The 18,671-nt window shown below is 63.3% G+C and carries 20 protein-coding genes, 1 tRNA gene and 1 pseudogene; 13 read left to right on the top strand and 9 right to left on the bottom strand.

Going from position 1 to position 18,671, the window contains the following annotated elements; genetic code table 11:
* Window positions 1-14 precede the first annotated feature (14 nt).
* The 3 genes from NKH93_RS13175 to NKH93_RS13165 form a co-directional block, all read right to left on the bottom strand.
* On the bottom strand, window positions 15-305 hold the full coding sequence (locus NKH93_RS13175) for a hypothetical protein (RefSeq protein ID WP_352471460.1): 291 nt from the start codon (window positions 303-305) through the stop codon (window positions 15-17).
* A 120-nt stretch (window positions 306-425) separates the two neighbouring features.
* Window positions 426-956: a hypothetical protein gene (locus NKH93_RS13170; protein WP_352918418.1), complete on the bottom strand. Its 531-nt coding sequence runs from the start codon at window positions 954-956 to the stop codon at window positions 426-428.
* Window positions 957-1,071: 115 nt separating this feature from the next.
* Window positions 1,072-1,398: a DUF1330 domain-containing protein gene (locus NKH93_RS13165; RefSeq protein ID WP_023677873.1), complete on the bottom strand. Its 327-nt coding sequence runs from the start codon at window positions 1,396-1,398 to the stop codon at window positions 1,072-1,074.
* Between the two features lie 338 nt (window positions 1,399-1,736).
* On the opposite strand from NKH93_RS13165, the gene NKH93_RS13160 reads away from it, so the two are divergent.
* Entirely contained in the window at window positions 1,737-2,429 is a 693-nt protein-coding gene (locus NKH93_RS13160) for a winged helix-turn-helix transcriptional regulator (protein WP_352457625.1), read from the top strand.
* A gap of 47 nt (window positions 2,430-2,476) precedes the next feature.
* A tRNA-Arg gene (locus tag NKH93_RS13155) sits at window positions 2,477-2,553 on the top strand.
* On the opposite strand, the gene NKH93_RS13150 is transcribed toward NKH93_RS13155, so the two are convergent.
* Window positions 2,548-3,453 (bottom strand): alpha/beta fold hydrolase, encoded by a 906-nt coding sequence (locus NKH93_RS13150; RefSeq protein ID WP_352471462.1) that lies wholly within the window; start codon window positions 3,451-3,453, stop codon window positions 2,548-2,550. The genes NKH93_RS13155 and NKH93_RS13150 overlap by 6 nt on opposite strands.
* A 262-nt stretch (window positions 3,454-3,715) precedes the next feature.
* On the opposite strand from NKH93_RS13150, the gene NKH93_RS13145 reads away from it, so the two are divergent.
* The 3 genes from NKH93_RS13145 to NKH93_RS13135 all read left to right on the top strand — a co-directional run bounded on the left by NKH93_RS13145 (window position 3,716) and on the right by NKH93_RS13135 (window position 6,320).
* Window positions 3,716-4,342 (top strand): hypothetical protein, encoded by a 627-nt coding sequence (locus NKH93_RS13145; protein ID WP_352970591.1) that lies wholly within the window; start codon window positions 3,716-3,718, stop codon window positions 4,340-4,342.
* A gap of 92 nt (window positions 4,343-4,434) precedes the next feature.
* Window positions 4,435-5,322 carry a DUF1259 domain-containing protein gene (locus NKH93_RS13140; RefSeq protein ID WP_352970589.1) on the top strand — a complete coding sequence of 296 codons (888 nt, stop codon included), beginning with the start codon at window positions 4,435-4,437 and terminating at the stop codon, window positions 5,320-5,322.
* 224 nt (window positions 5,323-5,546) lie between these two features.
* A complete protein-coding gene (locus NKH93_RS13135; RefSeq protein WP_352471466.1) occupies window positions 5,547-6,320 on the top strand; it encodes a sulfite exporter TauE/SafE family protein in 774 nt (257 codons plus the stop codon).
* A gap of 199 nt (window positions 6,321-6,519) precedes the next feature.
* Here the strand turns inward: NKH93_RS13135 and NKH93_RS13130 are convergent.
* Window positions 6,520-6,955: pseudogene (locus tag NKH93_RS13130) on the bottom strand (YqaA family protein).
* Between the two features lie 24 nt (window positions 6,956-6,979).
* A complete protein-coding gene (locus tag NKH93_RS13125) occupies window positions 6,980-7,249 on the bottom strand; it encodes a hypothetical protein (protein ID WP_352471467.1) in 270 nt (89 codons plus the stop codon).
* A gap of 295 nt (window positions 7,250-7,544) precedes the next feature.
* On the opposite strand from NKH93_RS13125, the gene NKH93_RS13120 reads away from it, so the two are divergent.
* Window positions 7,545-8,534: a hypothetical protein gene (locus NKH93_RS13120; RefSeq protein ID WP_352814990.1), complete on the top strand. Its 990-nt coding sequence runs from the start codon at window positions 7,545-7,547 to the stop codon at window positions 8,532-8,534.
* 1 nt (window position 8,535) lies between these two features.
* Window positions 8,536-10,011: an FAD-dependent oxidoreductase gene (locus NKH93_RS13115; RefSeq protein ID WP_352618116.1), complete on the top strand. Its 1,476-nt coding sequence runs from the start codon at window positions 8,536-8,538 to the stop codon at window positions 10,009-10,011.
* Window positions 10,012-10,035: 24 nt separating this feature from the next.
* On the opposite strand, the gene NKH93_RS13110 is transcribed toward NKH93_RS13115, so the two are convergent.
* Complete coding sequence (locus tag NKH93_RS13110) at window positions 10,036-10,506, bottom strand: YbhB/YbcL family Raf kinase inhibitor-like protein (protein WP_352918424.1); 471 nt, start codon at window positions 10,504-10,506, stop codon at window positions 10,036-10,038.
* A 49-nt stretch (window positions 10,507-10,555) separates the two neighbouring features.
* Window positions 10,556-10,993 carry a DUF2267 domain-containing protein gene (locus tag NKH93_RS13105; protein WP_023677864.1) on the bottom strand — a complete coding sequence of 146 codons (438 nt, stop codon included), beginning with the start codon at window positions 10,991-10,993 and terminating at the stop codon, window positions 10,556-10,558.
* A gap of 279 nt (window positions 10,994-11,272) precedes the next feature.
* Between NKH93_RS13105 and NKH93_RS13100 the strand changes: the two genes are divergently transcribed.
* The gene (locus NKH93_RS13100; protein ID WP_352471471.1) at window positions 11,273-11,752 is read left to right on the top strand and encodes an Hsp20/alpha crystallin family protein; all 480 of its coding nucleotides are present in this window, start codon (window positions 11,273-11,275) and stop codon (window positions 11,750-11,752) included.
* An 87-nt stretch (window positions 11,753-11,839) separates the two neighbouring features.
* On the opposite strand, the gene NKH93_RS13095 is transcribed toward NKH93_RS13100, so the two are convergent.
* Window positions 11,840-12,268 (bottom strand): CBS domain-containing protein, encoded by a 429-nt coding sequence (locus tag NKH93_RS13095; RefSeq protein WP_023677862.1) that lies wholly within the window; start codon window positions 12,266-12,268, stop codon window positions 11,840-11,842.
* Between the two features lie 297 nt (window positions 12,269-12,565).
* Here NKH93_RS13095 and NKH93_RS13090 point away from each other — a divergent pair, with 297 nt between their 5' ends.
* The 5 genes from NKH93_RS13090 to NKH93_RS13070 all read left to right on the top strand — a co-directional run bounded on the left by NKH93_RS13090 (window position 12,566) and on the right by NKH93_RS13070 (window position 18,574).
* Window positions 12,566-13,282, top strand: a complete 717-nt coding sequence (locus NKH93_RS13090) for a phosphoribosyltransferase (RefSeq protein WP_352471473.1) — start codon at window positions 12,566-12,568, stop codon at window positions 13,280-13,282.
* Between the two features lie 11 nt (window positions 13,283-13,293).
* On the top strand, window positions 13,294-13,971 hold the full coding sequence (locus NKH93_RS13085; protein ID WP_352471474.1) for a dienelactone hydrolase family protein: 678 nt from the start codon (window positions 13,294-13,296) through the stop codon (window positions 13,969-13,971).
* 122 nt (window positions 13,972-14,093) lie between these two features.
* A complete protein-coding gene (locus NKH93_RS13080; RefSeq protein ID WP_352451168.1) occupies window positions 14,094-14,594 on the top strand; it encodes a DUF6496 domain-containing protein in 501 nt (166 codons plus the stop codon).
* A 370-nt stretch (window positions 14,595-14,964) separates the two neighbouring features.
* Window positions 14,965-15,852 carry an arginase family protein gene (locus NKH93_RS13075; protein ID WP_352970586.1) on the top strand — a complete coding sequence of 296 codons (888 nt, stop codon included), beginning with the start codon at window positions 14,965-14,967 and terminating at the stop codon, window positions 15,850-15,852.
* 190 nt (window positions 15,853-16,042) lie between these two features.
* Window positions 16,043-18,574, top strand: a complete 2,532-nt coding sequence (locus NKH93_RS13070) for an NAD-dependent epimerase/dehydratase family protein (RefSeq protein ID WP_352618126.1) — start codon at window positions 16,043-16,045, stop codon at window positions 18,572-18,574.
* Window positions 18,575-18,671 lie beyond the last annotated feature (97 nt).

The following is an 18,671-nucleotide window of genomic DNA, read 5'->3' as shown; positions in this document are numbered from 1 at the left end:
AAGAGCCGCAACCGCTACGGTCCGCTCTTCGGATCCTCGACCTCCAGCGCCTCCATGACCGGCGCCAGCTCATTGTCGTCGGCAGCCTGCGGCTCTTCGCCTGTCCTCGCCTTCTTCAGGGCTGCCTCGATCGCCTCCTGGATATTGCCGAGTTCGTCTTCGCGAACCTCGTGGCCATAGCCGGCAGCGTCGGCGTCCTGCTCGAATTGCTGCGCCAGAACGGCGACGCTCACCTCGCTCTCGGCCGGCAAATTGCCGACATTCTCCTGCAGCCACGTTTGAAAGAACTCTTTGGTGGCGCTCATGCGGTGTCTCCTTCGGGACACTAAAGCGCGCCGGCGTCCCGAAAGTTCCGCTATCCCGACCTCTTTGGGGCCTGCTCCCACATTCGGCCAGGCGGCGTTGGCGCCGCCTGGCTCGGCTGCTTACTGGCTGACAGCAGTCGTCGGTTCGCACGACACGTTCGGGTTCATGTCCGCGAACGCGCCGGTCGGGTTGCCCTTCCAGGCCCAGACATGCAGCTCGTAGAACGGGCCGAGGCCGTAGCGGTTGGGGGCGCTGTTGAAGTTGAACAGATGCCCATCGAGCGAGGCCGGGCCTTTCGAGGTGATGTATTCGACCGCGATCAGTTTTAGCGTGCCGTCGGCCATCGGCTCGTACATCACCGCTTCCGGCTTGGCGACATCGGCCGCGTCGTCCTTGAGGTAGCCGGGATTGACATAGTGGATGCCCATGGCGCCGCCGGTGATGCCGCTGGCGCAGGGAATGGGCGCGTAGCCCTCGGCGGTCGCCGCCGCCACATTCTCGAAGCGGCTGTTGGCCGCGCGTACCTTGTCGGCCAGCGGATTGGGACCGGGCGCGGGCGCTGCCTGATGCGCCTGCGCCAGCGCGGTGCAGGCCGACAGCAGCGCCGCGGCAGCGAGGAACTTGTTGCGAAAGTTGATTGTCATAGTCATTCCATTCTTCTTGAAAAGCACAGCCCGGCCGGCCGCCGGAAGTAAGGAGGTCCGGCAGGTGGGCGCTGTGGCTGTTGTTGCTGGGAGATCCCTGTCCCGATGCGACGAATGCCGATCATCCCTTCGGCAGATAGGGGATGGTTCCGGCCAGATCGGAGTTGTCGATCAGCTGGAAACGGCTGTCGCTGCCGCCCTGACGGGCCGAAACGAACGGCGCGTAGGCAGGATCGTCGGTGAAGGCGCGCGCCGCGGCCTCGGTCGGGAACGCCATCAAGGCAATCAGCGTCGTGTCGAGCGGCTTGCCTTCGAGCGTCTTCACATTGCCGCTGCGCGACAGATATCTGCCGCCGTGCTTGTGAACGAGGTCGTGGACCGACGCGGCATAGGCCGGCATCCACTTCGGGTCCCTCACCTTGATGTCTGCGATAACGTAAGCGGTCATGGGTCATGTCTCCTGGTCGTGCACAGGGGTATCCCGTGCAGCGGCAGAGGGGTCGCATGGCAAGGGTCGCGCCAGCCAGTCCCCGATCTGTACTGGTGTGGCGAATCCGAAATTCGCATTCACTTTGGAGCAACGCAGCGAGCGAATTTCGGATTCAAAAGCCACACCAGCAAGTGCTTGGATTTCCAGTGTGGTTTTGGATTTGAAGTTCCTAATGCTGATGCCACCCAGAAAGCAGGAACTTCGAATCCACCGCACTGGGCCGGTACAGTTTCTGTACTCGCCGCGTCGCCGGGAAAGGCCTATGGTTCCGGCGGAGTTTGAGGGAAGGCAACATCGTGACCCAGTCCGGATACAAACAGTTCTGCCCGTTATCGATGGCCGCCGAGGTGCTGTGCACCCGCTGGACCATGGTTCTGCTTCGCGAATTGGTGGCGGGCTCGACCCGTTTCAACGATTTGCGCCGCGGCGTCCCCAAAATGTCGCCGACCCTTCTGTCGCAACGCCTCAAGGAGCTCGAGCTGGCCGGGATCGTCGAGCGCAAGGAGGTGCGCGGCGAGAAAGGCATCTTCGAATACCGGATGACCGAGGCAGGCAGGGATCTGCGTTCCGTCGTCGAGGCGATGGGTTTTTGGGGCCAGAAATGGGTCGAGTCCCGGTTGTCGCTGAAGAACCTCGATCCATCGCTGCTGATGTGGGACATGCGGCGCAATCTCAACGCGTCGCCGCTGCCCGACGGGCGCACAGTAATACAATTTCTGTATCAGGAGCTCCCCGCCTCCAAGCGGTCATGGTGGCTGATCGTCGAGAAGCACGGCGAGGTCGACCTCTGCTGGTACGATCCGGGCTTCGATGTCGATCTCTACGTCTCGACCGACCTGCACACCATGACCGAAATCTGGATGGGGCTGATCACCGTCGAGAAGGCCGGGCCGAAAGTCATCTTGACGGGCGACCAGGACATCGCGCGCAAAATGCAGACCTGGCTCGGCCTGAGCCCGTTCGCGGTCGAACCCAAGCGAGCGGCCTAGCTGCCTCTTGGCGAAACGTCCCGAAGCGGTTATGTGTCGGGCCGCGTGGTCCCGTAGCTCAGTAGGATAGAGCGGCAGATTCCTAATCTGTAGGTCACAGGTTCGATTCCTGTCGGGATCACCACGCTTTCAACTGGTTACCTGACGGTCGCGTCGGTGCTCGGCTGTGAACGCGTGCGAGGAAGTCGCGCACCAACGCAAGCGCCTCATCGAAATGGGTTTCCAGTAGCCAGTGGCCGGCGCCATCGAGGAGATGGAGCTCTGCTTGCGGCAAGTCGCGCTTGTAGGCGCGGGCCGATGCGGCCGGCATATAGCCATCCTCGGGACCCCAGACGATCAGTGTCGGTGGTTGCCGTTCGCGCAGATAAGCCTGGTATTTCGGGAACCAGTTGAGGTTCGCCTCCAGCTTCTCCATCAGGCCGACCGCAAGCCGCCGACGGGGCGGCGTGTCCATCAGAGGCCAATGGAGTTTCCACAGATCCGGTGGCACGCGCTCGGCCACGGCCTCGCCAACCTCACCGATGAACTCGTGCCGGAAGCCCTCCTCGCTCACCGCTTCTTCCAGCGGGCGATGCTTGTCGGGCGTCTTGTCGTTCCAATACGCCTTGATGGCTGCGTATTTCGGGCCGAGCACGTCTTCGTAGATGTCGCCGTTTTGGATGATAAGCGCGGCAACGCGCTCCGGATAGGCGATGGCGTGGCGCAATCCGATCTGCGAGCCGTAATCGTGCAGCCAGAGCGCATAGTGAGACAGGCCGAGCGCGTCCGCGAAAGCCGCCAAAAACCCGGCATAGGTCTCGAAATCGTAGCCGAATGCAGCCATGTCGGGCGTAGCGCTGTAGCCGAAGCCAGGAAAATCCGGGGCGAACGTGTGCCAGCGATCAGCCAGTCCGGGCATCAGCCTTCGAAACTGATAGGACGAACAGGGATAGCCGTGCGGCAGCAGAAGCACCGGAGCGTCGGCCGGGCCTTCCTCGCGAAAGAAGACAGTAATTCCGTCAACTCTGATTTGGCGGTGTCGCAACTTTGCCTCCTCGATCGAAAGGCTCCGAAAATGACTGGTAACCCCCGCATCCCGTTGTGAGCGCCTGGATCCGAAACTCATGATCAGGTCGAGGGTTCCCGGTCGCGCCGGTGACAGCGGCCAAGGAACCTGCCGCCGATCAGATCGTTTCGCGGTATCTGGCTAAGGCCAATCGGAGCGGAGGCAGACATGCCGCATGCTCACAATCGTGGGACACGAACACGGGCCGGCTTTGCCAGTTCGGGGCTTGGCGCGATGCTGCGTGACGATGCTGCGTGACGTCGACTATGTCCTGCAAAAACTCGACTGGATGCGCGCCGAAGGCATCTGGCCCAACGGCTTGCGTTATCTCTGGACCGATGCCTTTGGGGTCGTGCTCTACGTCTCGCTTTATGCGGAAACTGGCGAACAGCGCTGGCTGGACGAGGCCGAGCGGCTGGTGGCCGATGTCGAGCGTGTGCTCGGCCGCCGGCGCGGACTGAGGATCGGCGAAGCGGCCGATCGCGACGGCCAGTACTTCCACTATCTGGCGATGTGGCTGTTTGCTTTGGCGCGTCTCGGCGATCTGAAGCCGGAATACCGCAAGCGCGGCATTGCGCTGGCGCGGGACATTCACCCGGCGTTTGTGGTCCCTGGCCGCGGCGTGATCTGGAAGATGCAGGAGGATCTGAGCAGCCCATATCCTGGCTTTGGTCTCGGCAGCATGGATGCCTATGACGGCTACGTGGCGAAGCGGTTTGCCGAACTGGAAAAATGGGCGAGAAAGAACCTTCCGGTCGGCGACGTCGTGGGGCGCTGGTGCAATGAGGATTATGATACGGCCGACAGGATTCCATATGCCGGCGAGCCCGATCCAAAAATGGGCTCGAGCGCGACCCGGCGATCGTAATCATTGCCGCGATCATGCGCGGCGCCGACCCTCCCGCCACGAAGCCAGCAGCCGCATGACAAATTGGGGGGCAGATCACAAGGAGAAATCCCATGCATGCAAAACTCGTGACCGGAGCAATGCTGATCGCGATGTCGGCGCTGCTCCAACCGGCATCGGCGGCACCCGATTGGCAAACAATCGCTAAGGCGCTCGGCAAATCCGGAACCGAGACGCCTGATGGCGTCTACCGGGTCGGGCTGCCGCGAACGGACCTGAAGGTTTCGCTCGACGGCGTGGCCCTGAAACCCGGATTTGCGCTTGGAGGCTGGATTGCGTTCGAACCCATGGGAGATCAGGCAATGGTTATGGGCGACATCGTTCTGACGCAGGACGAGGTGAACCCGGTCATCAAGAAGCTTGAAGAAAGCGGGATCGAGATCACTGCGGTACACAACCACTTGCTGCGCGCGGAGCCGATGACACTCTACATGCACGTCTTCGGCCAGGGCGACCCGGTTACGCTCGCCACAGCGCTTCATGCCGGATTGGCGCTGAGCAAAACACCGATGGGAGGCGGCGCCCAGCCGCAAGCCGCACCACAGATCGAGTTCGACACGGCCGGTGTCGACCAAACCATCGGTTATAAGGGTAAGGCCAATGGCGCGGTCTACCAGTTCACGATCTCGCGCGCTGAGCCGGTCGAGGAAAATGGAATGGAAGTGCCGGCGGCCATGGGCTCGGCAATAGCGATTAACTTCCAATCGACAGGTGGCGGCAAGGCGGCGATCACGGGTGATTTTGTGCTGACAGCAAAGGAGGTCAATCCGGTTATCAAAGCCATGCTGGATAACGGCATCGAGATCACCGCGTTGCATAGCCACATGCTCGATGAGCAACCGCGGCTCTTCTTCATGCATTTCTGGGCGTACGACGATGCGCAGAAGCTGGCGAAAGGACTGCGCGCAGCCCTCGACAAGGTCGCCGTCAAAAAGAGCTAGATTGGGCGTCCGCGCGCGCGTCCAACGGCGGAGTTCGGCCGACTCGGAGCGATCGTCGGCCTTCTTCCCGCCGCCTCGGGAATGGTTCTCTGGCACAGCGTCTCTCCGCCACCAGCATTGCGCCTGAGATCACCTTTCCATCGCACACGAGACTCAAGGGGCGGGCCGGGCTTTTGCGAACTAACGCGTTCGGAACGATCAAAGGTCCGCTTCGTTCTGATCGGATGGACTGGATTAGACTAGGCCTCCTGGCGTTGGCGGGGTTCCTCACCTGGACACTGAACACCCTCTCGGCCGGAGGCGGAGGTCTATTGCTGATCCCCGCCGTGACTTTCATCACAGGGAGCGCGGCGGTTGCGCCGGTCATCACCTTGACCGAGCTCATCGGCAATCCCATCCGCGCCCTGGCCTTCCGGCGCGACATCGATTGGAGCCTGGTCCGTTGGTACCTGCCCGGCGCCATCGCCGGTGCCGCTGCGGGCTCCTGGCTCTTCGCCAACAGTCGGGCGGAATGGCTCCAGATACTCATAGGGATCTATCTGATCAGTGCAGTCTGGGAATTTCGCGGCGGCGCGCGCGAGCGGAGCTACCGAGCCCGCCGCTGGTGGTTCCTCCCGGCCGGCCTGATCGTCGCGCTGTTGTCGGCGCTGATGGGCACGGTGGGACCCGTCTTGAATTCGCTCTATCTGAACTACGGTTCGGAGAAGGAGACGTTGGTCGCCACGAAATCGGTGAACTCGTTTGTGACCGATGTCGTCAAGATCGCGGTATTCACCGGACTCGGCGCGCTCGGTGGTCAGGCGGTCATGTACGGCGCAGCCGCGGGTTTGGGCGCTGCGCTTGCCAATCTGCTGGCCAAGCGCTGGCTCGAACGCCTAAGTGGACGACAGTTCCGCGGCCTTGTGGTCGCGCTCATGGCTGTGAGTGGAGCGCTGATGATCTGGAACCAGCACAGCTTCGTTGTGCAGGCCTGGCGCGCGGCCACAGGAATGTCTTAACAATGTCGATGTTGGCTGGAGCGCTGCGCCGTAGCTTGGTTGACCGGTCGCGCGATACGCAGAAGCTGGCAAAAGGCCTGCGCGCAGCCCTCGACAAGGTCGCCGTCAAAAAGAGCTAGCGCTTCCCGTCCGCGCGCATCATACAAGGCTCTTCGAACCAGCCGACCTAACCAGCTCAGCTTCGAGAGGCTTCGTGAGATTAGATCGCGCTCAGGGTCACGGCGGCAAGAACCAGATAGCGGCCGACCTTGGCGGCAGTGACCAGCAAAAGGAAAACCCGAAAAGGCTCGCGCGCAGGACGCCCGCGACGACGGTTAGCGGATCACCGACAACCGCAGCCAACTCTGCAGGAGCGACCACTTTCCATAGCGGCGATACCACACTTGCGCGCGGTCCAGTTGCGCTTGGTTCATCGGAAACCACCGTTGGCCCCGAAAGCGCTCGATGCCTCGCCCGAGCCGCCAGTTGATCACCGATCCAAGCACGTTGCCGACGCTCGCGACTCCGATGAACAGCCAGGGCGAGTAATCCGCAAGCACGAGTTCGACCAGCACTGCTTCCGATTGCATCGGCAGGATCGTAGCGGCGAGCAAGGCCGCCAGGAACAGACCAGCACAGGCCGCGAGATCGGTCATTGAACCGCATATCCGCCAGTCGACCTAATGATGGTGACCTTCGGGTTCGACCATCTTGAACGGCAGCACCTGTTCGCGATCTTTCGCGGTCAGCACCAGACCTGCCTGGAACTCATGCGGTTCGGCAGGGGCGACGGTGCTCTCAAGGCGGTGATGGTTGTCGCCGACAGGTTCGAGGCGAAGCGTCTCCGGCCCGCCGGGCCGGTCGATGATCACCGTCGCTGCCAGATCGTCGGCCTGGCGATCGATGGTCAGCCGCGTCCGCTCGCCGGCCGGTGTGTCGACGATTTCCAACGTCCCCGCAGCCAGACCGCAGGCGACCTTAAAGGGCTCCGGCGCAGCGTCAGTTGCGATACCGGTCCGTGGCCAGCGCAGCGCATCATAATTCTGCTGTTCCTTCAGCCTGCAAAGTCTCCGCGAGAATCGTGAGGGTCGCGCCGGTGAAAGCGGCCAAGGAACCTGCCGCCGATCAGATCGTTTCGCGGTATCTGGCTAAGGCCTACCGGAGCGGAGGCAGATATGCCGCATGCCCGCAATCGCATGGAACCGAACATCGGCAAAGTCTGCCGTGGATTCGGGGCTTGGTGCAATGCTGCGTGACGTCGATTATGTCCTGCAAAAACTCGACTGGATGCGCGGCGAAGGCATCTGGCCGAACGGCTTGCGGTATCTGTGGACCGACGCATTCGGGGTCGTGCTCTACGTCTCGCTTTGCACAGAAACTGGCGAACAGCGCTGGCTGGACGCGGCCGAGCGGCTGGTGGCCGATGTCGAGCGTGTGCTCGGCCGCCGGCGCGGACTGAGGATCGGCGAAGCGGCCGATCGCGACGGCCAGTACTTCCACTATCTGGCGATGTGGCTGTTTGCTTTGGCGCGTCTCGGCGATCTGAAGCCGGAATACCGCAAGCGCGGCATTGCGCTGGCGAGGGACATTCACCCGGCGTTTGTGGTCCCTGGCCGCGGCGTGATCTGGAAGATGCAGGAGGATTTGAGCGGTCCTTACCCCGGCTACGGCCTCGGCAGCATGGATGCCTATGACGGCTACGTCTCTTACCGAATGCTCGACGACGAGGAACTGGCGCCCGAGATCGCGCAGATGCGTGCCCTGATGGAGCGCGATTGGCGCAGCCTCGACATCGACCAGGACCTCGGCCTCGGCATGATGCTGTGGCTCGCCCATTTCTCTCCCGACGAGCCGTGGGCCGAGGCCCAGACGAGGCGTTCGCTGCGAACCCTGGAAACGATGTGGGTCGACCCGCCCGGTTATTTCAGCCGCGCGCCATGGCTGCGCGATACCAAGTTCGCCTTCACCAATTACGGCGTTTCGCTCGGCCTGCAGGCCGCCGGTATCTGGCCGGGGCGTGTCGATAGGCTGAACGCCTTCTTCGAGGACTGGCGCTCCGGTGACGAATACGACCGCGAGGCGATCACCTGGGTGATGGCCTGCACCTCGCATCTTCCCGGCGCTTTTCTGACCCGGGGTGGCGAGACAATGATTGAAAGCGACCAAGCTCGGGAACGTTCCTCCGCCGGCGCGGTTGTCGATGGAAGTGCATGGAGACGCAAGGGGCGCGGTTGAAATGGCCATTCTCTTGGGAAAACCGGGAAGCTGTTGGGTGGCGGCAGCCGCCTCCACGAACTATCCCCAGCTCGAAGGTTCGATCCGTGCGGACGCCATTGTCGTGGGTGCTGGAATTGTCGGGCTGACGACGGCGCTTCAGCTTTGCGAGGCGGGCCGGTCGGTGGTCGTCCTCGAAGGCCTGCGCACAGGCGGCCAGGTGACCGGCCGCTCGACGGCCAAGATCACCACGCAGCATGCGCTGATCTATCGTCATCTCATCGACAGCGTTGGCCGGGACCTGGCGCAGACCTATGCCGATGCGAATTCCGCCGGCGCCCGCCAAATCCGCGATTGGGTTAACAACTGCGCCATCGCCTGCGATTTCGAGAGCAAGGACGCCTATACCTACACCTGCAGTGAAAGCCGCTGCGCGGAGATTGCGGCCGAGGCGGAGGCCGCGCGCCAGGTCGGGCTGGAGGCCGAGATCCTCGACCGCGCGCCGCTGCCTTTCGAAACGGCCGCGGCATTACGGTTCCCCGACCAGGCGCAGTTCAATCCGGCGATGTATCTGGTTGGCCTGGCGGAAGCGGTGACGGCCCGTGGCGGTCGGATCTTCGAAAACAGCCGCGCCACCTCGATCGACGAGGCAAGCCGCTGGCGCGTTGCCACCGATGGCGGCGCCGTTGATGCCGGGCATGTCGTCGTCGCCACCAACATGACGGTGAAGAGCCCCGTCGGCATGGCGAACCGGACGCAACCGCGCTGCCACACCGCCATGGCCTTTCGGATCGACGATCCCCTCCCTGTCGACGGCATGTTCATCGGCATCGACGACCCGACGCATTCCATCCGCACGGGCCGTGATGCCGAAGGGCCACTGCTGGTCACGCTCGGCCCCAAGTTCAACACCGGCTGGGACGGCGACGTGGCCAAGCGGTTTGTCGAACTGGAAAACTGGGCAAGAAAGAACCTTCCGGTCGGCGACGTCGCCTGGCGCTGGTGCAATGAGGACTATGATACGGCCGACAGGATCCCATATGCCGGCGAACCCGATCCCGCCAAGGCCGCCGGCTTCCACATTGCCACGGGCTTCAACGCCTGGGGCATCACCAACGGGACGGCCGTGGGCGAGATGATCGCCGACCTGATCTGCGGCCGCCCGAGCCCATGGCAAAAACTCTACGATCCGGCCCGGCCCTATCCTGAGGACTTCCACAAGAACGGCCGCAGTCAATCGATCGTCTCGAGCACCCACGACATTGCGCCTGGTATGGGCGGCGTGATCGTCAGGGGAGACGAAAAGATTGCGGCGTGGAGAGACACCGAAGGCGCACTCCAGGCGGTTTCGGCGATTTGCACCCACAAGGGCTGCACCGTAACCTGGAACAATGCGGACCACACCTGGGATTGTCCCTGCCACGGCTCGATCTTCGCCGCCGACGGTTCGGTCATCCACGGCCCTGCCCGAAAACCGCTTGCCCAGATTACATTGTGAAGGCGGCGACCGACACGGCCCGCGTCACGCCGGCCGTTCGTAGGTTCCGACCAACTCCGTCTCCTCCAATGCGTGTTTCTGGGCTTGCTTCCAGACCTGATGCACGCCCGCCTGTCCTGGTACGCTGAGGCTCGGCACATCGAGCGCGGCCAGCAGGAAGTGGTAATGGTGGACGCCGTGCCCTGCAGGCGGCTGCGGACCATCGTAATACGCATTGCCGAAATCGTTGGTGCCTTGCCTGAGTGCCGACGGGCCGGGCTTGCCGTCTTCGGCCTCGGCTAGTCCCCCGGCATCCGGCGGGATGTTGAACACCGCCCAGTGCCCGAAAATCCCGCTTGGTGCATCGGGATCCCGCACGACAAGAACAACGCTCTTGGTACCATCCGGGACACCGGACCACTTCAGCGGCGGCGAGACGTTCTGGCCGTCACGCGTATACCTTTCGGGAATTCTTCCGCCTGCCCGGAACGCCGGGCTGATAAGGGTGAGTGGCATTGCTATTTCCCCAAGGAGGTTGCGACCGAGAAGCCCGCGCCTGCGCCGTTCACGCCGCTTGCTGAGCTTCGGCGACGCGTCTTATCTCGCCCGGCAGGGATTCCCAGACCTTGTGCATCTGTCCTTCTCCGACGTGATGGGCGAGTACCTTGGACACGACCCTGAATGCATCCTTGGAATCGACCGGGCGGGTAAATTCCAGCTCCGCCTTGATCTTGGCCAGAAACTCGTCGAGCGACCGCATCTTCTCGGGAGCTTTGGAAGGCTGATATTGGTCATAGAAGGCGCCGCGCACCAGGATCGGCAGCTGCGAGCCGAGGTGGGCTGCAAGATCCGGCTGCATACGGTCGCGCAGGGCGTGCAGCACCGCTCCGAGAACGTGCCAGGCGACCTGCCGATCCGGTCCAATCTCGTCCATGATCTCGTCGAGCCAGATGTTCGTGGTCTGCAGTGTCTTGTCGAATACGTCGAGTCCGGTGGCGTTCATCGAGATCCTCCTTCCGTTCAAATCCGACTAGGTGATGTGACCAAACAGCCGTACCTGCCCGTTGTTCCCCCAAGCGCATGTCCTGATGCGCATTTATTGTCGGAGGTCCCGTCTGTTGTCGGCCCGTCATGAGGGAATTCGGGCCGGCTTTTTTGCCGCTGTTTTTCGACCACCTTTCTTGGCCGGCACCGGAACATCCTCATGGGTGGACGAGTTTTGTTTGCCGTCGCCGATCACATGGCGACGAGTGATGCAGACACAAAAAACAGGAGAAGAACCATGGCACATCACGATTTGGCGCCCCGGACGCCATCGCGCAGCCTCTACCCATCCGCGCGCGACCCGCTCACGTCATTCCACCGGCAGATTGACCGCCTGTTCGACGACTTCTTCGCGCCGATGGCCGAAGCGACTACGGCCGGCGATCTTTGGCCGAGCGTCGACGTACATGAAACAGACCAAGCCTATAAGGTCACCGCCGAATTGCCGGGGCTCGAGCAGAAGGACGTTGAGCTCAAGCTGCGCGAAAACACCCTCTTTATTACGGGCGAGAAGCGTTCGGAGCACAAGGAAGGCGAAGGCGGCCGCACCTACAGCGAACGCAGTTATGGCCGGTTTCAGCGGACCATCCCGCTGGAAGCGGAGATCGATGCCGACAAGGTGCAGGCCACTTTCAGAAACGGCATTTTGGCTGTCGAGCTTCCGAAGAACCCCGCGGCAAAGGACAAGACACGCCGCATAGAAGTGAAAGCGAGATAGTTGCCAAACTGAAGGCTGCCTGAGCAGGCGGCGTTCAGCCCAGATGGAGAAGAACGGCGAGCACGGCGGCAACCGCCCAGCGAGCGTCTAGCGCCGGGGATCGTCCGTTGCCTCGGAAACGCCTTCGAGAGCGATTTTGGCGGCTTCCTCATCGGTCCGCCCGAGGTCGGCCAGGGCGATGACGCCGACGAGGCGCTTGTCGTGATTGATCACCGGAAGACGACGCACCTGATGCTTGGCCATGATCTTCGCCGCATCGGTGATATCGGCGTCATCGAAGCACCAATAGACATGCTCGGACATGACCTCGCGAACGGTCGTGTTGCCGGCTGAGCGCTCCTCGGCGACGCCGCGCATCACGATGTCGCGGTCTGTCACCATGCCGACCAGCCTGTCATTCTCGCCGACCGGAAGGGCGCCGAGATTGTCGGCCCGCATTTTCCGGGCGGCATCCCTGATTGTCGTGTTCGGGCCGACCAACTCGGTCCGACGGCTCATGATCTCCTGAACTTGCATGGGATCTTCCTTTCCCTGATTGCTGAGGCAACAAGTCGCCAGACGGACCTGTTGCGACGCATCGCTAGATTGCCAGCTGGCCGGACGAGGCATGTACGGATCACTATCTTCGATCTTCCCGATCCGCGCTGAGGCGCGTGCCGGTGCCGGCACCTCGCGATCGAAACTATTCTTGGAACGTCCAGGCAGCGAGCGAGTTCCAAAATGGTACCGGTGCCGCAGCCATCCCACGGAATGTGGACGCAGGCTGGTGAAAAAACATCCACCGGGAAAACAGATGCACGCGGATTGAAGGTCATGGCTATCATCTTTTCAGATCGCCGCGAGGCCGGGCGGCAACTCGCCGGGGAACTCGTTCGCTTTGCCGGCCGCGACGATGTGATCGTATTGGCGCTGCCCCGAGGCGGCGTGCCGGTCGGCTACGAGGTCGCCCAGGCACTCAAGGCACCGCTCGACGTCTTCGTCGTGCGCAAGCTCGGCGTCCCCGGCCACGAGGAACTGGCCATGGGGGCGATCGCGCCCTCAGGCGTACGTGTCCTGAACGACGAAATCGTCAACGGTCTCGCGATCCCGCCACATGTCATCGACGCGGTCGCTGCAAGGGAGGAAAAAGAGCTTCTGCGCCGCGAGCACCTCTATAGGGACGGGCGACCCCCACCGCAGTTGAATGGACGAACCATTATCCTCGTGGATGACGGGCTTGCGACCGGATCGACCATGCGGGCCGGGATCAAGGCGCTGCGAAAAAACCACGCCGCCCATATTGTCGCGGCCGTTCCCGTCGGTAGCCCCGACACTTGCGACGCGATGCGGGCGGACGCCGACGAGGTCGTTTGCGCGACGACACCAGAGCCGTTGCTGGGTGTCGGGCGCTGGTACGTGGATTTCTCGCAGACGAGCGATGAAGAGGTCCGCGCGCTCCTCGCCAGGTCCGGGCCCAAGCCCGCCGCTTCCGAAGAGGAATTGGCTGGGCGCGCAGGCGCGGGTCCGGCGCCTGGCACCAGATCGACATAGCGGAGATGGATATGGACCGGGATAGCGAGCACGTCGTGCATGTTCCCGCGGGACCTGTCACGCTTGAGGGCAATCTTTCGTTGCCCTCGGATGCTCGTGGCCTTGTGCTCTTTGCCCATGGCAGCGGAAGCAGCCGCCACAGCCCGCGCAACCGCTACGTGGCAGGAAGGCTGAACGAGGCGAACCTCGCCGCCTTCCTCATCGACCTGTTAACGGCCGAAGAGGAGCGGATCGACCAGGTCACGGCCGAGTTGCGCTTCAATATCGGACTGCTCGCCGACCGGCTGGTCGGCGTCACGGATTGGCTCGGCGCCTCGCCGGAAACATCGGGGTTGCGTCTTGGCTATTTCGGCGCGAGCACGGGCGCCGGTGCCGCCCTGGTGGCGGCGGCCGAGCGGCCCGACCAGGCCGCGGCCGTGGTTTCGCGTGGTGGCCGGCCCGATCTTGCAGCGCACGCCCTGCCGCGCGTCCGGGCGCCGACCTTGCTCGTCGTCGGAGGCGCGGACAAGCAGGTGATCGCGCTCAACCGCTCGGCGCTGGCGGCGCTCCACTGCGAGAAGGAGCTCGCCATCGTCCCTGGCGCGACGCACCTGTTCGAGGAACCCGGCGCCCTGGACGAAGTCGCGGGCCTGGCGAGCCGATGGTTCTTGCGCCATCTGATTTCGGACAGATCGGCGTCGACGTCCTGACAGCTGGGGCTTGGATCACCAGTCCCGGGATCATTTGCGTCCTCAACGCGTTATGATCCTCATAAGACCGCGCGCAGCTGCAACCCGAATGGCTGTCGCAACCCGTATGAGGGAGAAAGACAATGCCGGACAAGAAAACCATCGAGAAGGCCCGAAAGGACAAGCGCGAGGGCAAATCGCCGAGCACACAGGCCGGCGAGTTCGTGCACGAGGAGATCGATAAAATCCGCCGCGGCGAGCACGGCGCGCGCTCGACCCAGCAGGCCATCGCCATCGGGCTTTCCGAGGCAAGACGCGCAGGCGTAGACCTGCCCCCGCCCAAAAAGGGCAAGGTGAAGGAGAGCACGCGCAAAAGCGCCGAATACGCCTATGAGGCCGGCCAGGGTGAACGCACGCCGAAACGCCGCCCGCGGGTCTCGAAAGCCGTCTCCAAGGTGCTCGAGCACGAGCCGAGGAGTACGGCGTCGCACGAGGCGCTGGCGCAGCAAGCCAAGCGTGCGGCCTCGCGCCGGACGGCTGAGGAGCGCTCGGCCGCTGCCAAGAAGGCCGCCGAGACGAAAGGCGCCAGCGGAAGGAAGGCGGCGGCGCAGAAGGCCGCCAGAACGCGCGCGCACCACGCATAGTTCAAAGACGGCAGTTCGCCTCCTGGAAATCCGATATGGCCCAAGCGACCGGTATCGAGATCTGCCCCGGCAGCGCGGGACAACGCCGCTGCCCAAGGCGAACCTGCATCCGCGGGACAACATCGACTTCGAAATCACCGCTGACGAAACGGTGGCGCTGAACGAGCAATACGCGTCACTCGCGACGCTGCCTGACGCGTGACACCAACCGGAGGTACACGGCGGCAAGGGCAGCGGGAGACCGGTCAGGAAAGCGCAGCCTGTTTCTTGAGCATGATGCGTATCGCCCATAACGCGGAGAACTCTGATCATGACCTCAGCTGCCAGCACGACAATGCCGCGAGACACCACTCAGACGAGACATATCGCTTTGCTCGGCGCGCCCTCTAATCTTGGGCTGATGCCGCAGGAGGGTGAGCCGGAGCCCGGCGTGTGGAAGGCGCCGGAGACACTTCAATCGCTTGGTCTCGCCGACCGTTTAGGCGCCGGTCCGTTGCGCTCGGTTCGGGCTCCGCCTTATCGGCCTGAGGTGGATCCTGCGACGGGCGTGCGCAATGCCCAGGCCCTGCGCCAGTATTCCAAGACGCTTGCCGAAGCGGTCGACGAGGAGCTGAACTCGGGAGGGTTCCTGCTCATGCTCGGCGGCGATTGCCGTGTGTTGCTTGGCCCTGCGCTCGCGCTACGGCGTCGTGGCCGCTACGGCCTTATCTTCTTCGATGGGCACACCGATTTCAAATTGCCGGATACCTCGCCGTCAAAGGGAGCCGCGGGCATGGATTTGGCCTTCGTGACCGGCCATGGCCCGACGCTCCTGACCGATTTCGGCGAGCACACTCCTTTGGTCCGTGAGGCCGACGTAGTCGCGTTTGGCTATCGCGATGTGCAGGACCCCGCGACTTACAGGTCCAAGGCCGTCTTCGACACCGATGTTCACCGGATGGATTTGGCTGAAGTGCGGCGGCGCGGCTTCGCCGATGCGGCACGCATAGCGCTTGACGCGGTCGCAGGGCAGGACATCGAGGGTGTATTCGTTCACTTCGATGTCGACGTGCTGGACAGCGAGATCATGTCGGCTGTCGATACGCCGGAGGCCGGCGGTGTCTTGCCCGACGAAGCTGTCGAAGCCCTTCGCACATGGTGCAACGATCCACGCGTGATTGGGATGGAGGTGACGATCTATGATCCCGACCGCGATCCGGATCGTCGCTGTGGCGAGCTGCTGATCGACATTCTGGTCGCTTCCCTTCGCGGCCGGTAGACCAATGGGAGTCCTGCACTTGTGCACAAATGCAATCCGCCGGCACGAATGGCCGTCGGTCTGACGGATCGCCGCGCGCACCCATTCTGTGGTGCTACCTCATCGGGAACCGTTCTCAACGAACATGGTTCGGAGTGTGCGACCGAAGCATTCGGCTTCTTCTACCCGGCTATCGCCAAGGAGATTCGCCATGACCGGCAAAACCCGTCCCACCGTCCTGATCACAGGCAGCAGCGGGTTTCTGGGCCAGGCCATCGCTCGCGGCTTGATGGAGCGCTACGACATCATCGGCCTTGATGTTGCCAGACGATCCTTGCCCAGCGTCGAGACGATCGAGATCGACCTTACCTCGGACGCGAGCGTGGCGAAGGCACTGGCCGAGGTGCGCGAGCGGAGCGGCGGCCGCGTTGCCTCGGTGATCCATCTCGCGGCTTATTACGACACGACCGGCGAGGATAATCCGAAATACGGCGCGGTGACCGTCGAGGGAACGCGCCGGCTGCTGAACGCGCTGAGGGGGTTCGAGACGGAGCAGTTCGTGTTTTCGAGCACGCTGCTGGTGCATGCGCCGAGCCCGGCAAAGGGCGCCAGGATCGACGAGCGATCGCCGATCGATCCGGCCTGGGCCTATCCGAGATCGAAGGCCGAGACCGAGACGCTGATCCAGAAGGAGCACGGCGACATCAAGGTTGCGATCCTGCGACTGGCGGGTGTCTATGACGAGGATTGTCACGCGGCCTTCATCGCCCAGCAGATCGCCCGCATTTTCGAGCGCATGCCGACCGCCTATCTTTTCACCGGCGACATCACCACCGGCCAGCCCTACCTGCATCTGGACGATCTCGTCGACGCCGTGGTGCGCACTGTCGACCGGCGCAGCCCGCTTCCCGACGAGACCGTACTGCTGATCGGCGAAGAAGAGACGCCGTCTTACGACGAGATGCAGAAGCAGATCGGGCAGCTCCTGCATGGCGAGACCTGGCGGACCCTGTCCCTGCCGAAAGAGGTGACGAAGCTCGGTGCCTGGATGCAGGAGAAGGTTCTCGACCAGGAGTCCGACATCAAGCCATGGATGATCGAGAACGCCGACGATCACTACGAGATCGACATCTCCCGCGCCAGGCGCCTGCTTGGCTGGAACCCGCGGCACCGCCTGACCGCTACCTTGCCGGAAATGATCCGGCGGCTGAAGGCGGATCCTACCGACTGGTACAAGAAGAACAAGCTTGAACCGTCGGCGGCCGCCGCTTCCGCGCCCGAGCTCGACCAGGCCGCCGAACGGCTGCAGCGCCCGCTCGAGCGCTCGGACGACGAGGTCGAGGCGGAAACCGAACGCCGCCGGGCCGCAACGCTCTGGGCGCCGCTGACCAACGTTGCGATCGGGCTGTGGCTCGTGGCGTCGCCCTTCACGCTCGGCCTGTTCGATCCCGCTTCAGCACCGATTCCGCCGGCGCTCGGACATGAGATCGCCTCGCCGGAGACGCGCGATGGCAGGCTCGGCATCAGTGAGATCGTATCCGGCCTCGCCATCCTGTCGCTGGCGCTCGTCGGCATGCGCCGGCGCTGGCACGGGCTGCAATGGATCACCGCCTCGATCGGGGTTTGGGTGATGTTCGCGCCGCTGCTGTTCTGGACCACCAGCGCCGGAGCCTACGCGACCGACACGTTGGCCGGCATGCTGATCGTCGCGTTCGCGGTGATGATCCCGCCGACGCCGGGTATCAGCCGGCGTGCCCTTGCCGCCGATGACGACCGCCCGCTCGGCTGGAGCTATTCGCCCTCCCTCTTCACCCAGCGCATTCCCATAATCGGCCTCGCCTTTGTCGGCCTGTTCGTCTCGCGCTATCTCGCTGCCTATCAGCTAGGGCACATCGACAGTCTTTGGGATCCGTTCTTCGGCCCGGGCGAAACGCCGGCCGGCAATGGCAGCGAGGCGGTGGTCACCTCCTGGGTCTCCAAGGGTTTTCCGATCGCCGATGCCGGGCTGGGCGCCTTTGCCTATGCGCTGGATATCCTCGCGGGCGCGATCGGCGATCGCCGCCGCTGGCGTACCATGCCGTGGATGGTGCTTTTGTTCGGCTTGCTGGTCGTTCCGCTCGGTGTGGTCAGCGTCGGCTTCATCATCATTCAGCCACCGCTCATCGGGGCGCTGTGCACGCTCTGCATCGTCCAGGCTGCCGTCACCGTCGTCCTCATCCCTTATTCGGTCGACGAGGTGCTGGCGAGCTGCCAGTATCTTTGGCACGCGAAACAAGCGGGAGAGCCGTTCTGGCGCACATTCTGGTGCGGAGGTCCGGCACTTTCGGAGGACCAGACGCCAACGCCGGATCTCGACCGGCCGCTATCGGCAGTGGCGCGGGACTTCGTCACTGGCGGTGTGAATTTTCCCCGGACCCTTGTCGCCAGCACACTCGCCGGCGCCCTGCTGATGATCACGCCGCTTGTCTTCGGCACCAGCCCGCCGCTCTACTTCAGTGATAATGTCACCGGCTGCCTGGTCATCATGATCGCCGTTACGGCGATGGCCGAGGTGGCGCGCGCCGTCCGCTTTGTGAACATAGCGCTTGGAGCCTGGATCGCCCTCTCTCCGTTCATGCTCGCCGGCGGCGCGGCGGCGAGCCTCGCCAATCTGGCGATCGGAGCGCTGCTGGTCGGGCTCAGCCTGCCGCGCGGCACGCGCAGCGCTGCGCATTATGGCGGCTGGGACCGGGCCATCGTCTGAGAATGTTCGGCGGCGCAGGACGGTCGGCCAGGTGGCTGCAAAGATTGATCCGCATCAACCTGTCGAACACATCGAGCGGGAAGTCGGCGAAAGGCGC

Origin of the sequence: Mesorhizobium sp. M0954, from assembly GCF_040319155.1 — a bacterium.
Classification (GTDB): Bacteria; Pseudomonadota; Alphaproteobacteria; order Rhizobiales; family Rhizobiaceae; genus Mesorhizobium.
This window is presented reverse-complemented; position numbering and strand designations above follow the sequence as displayed.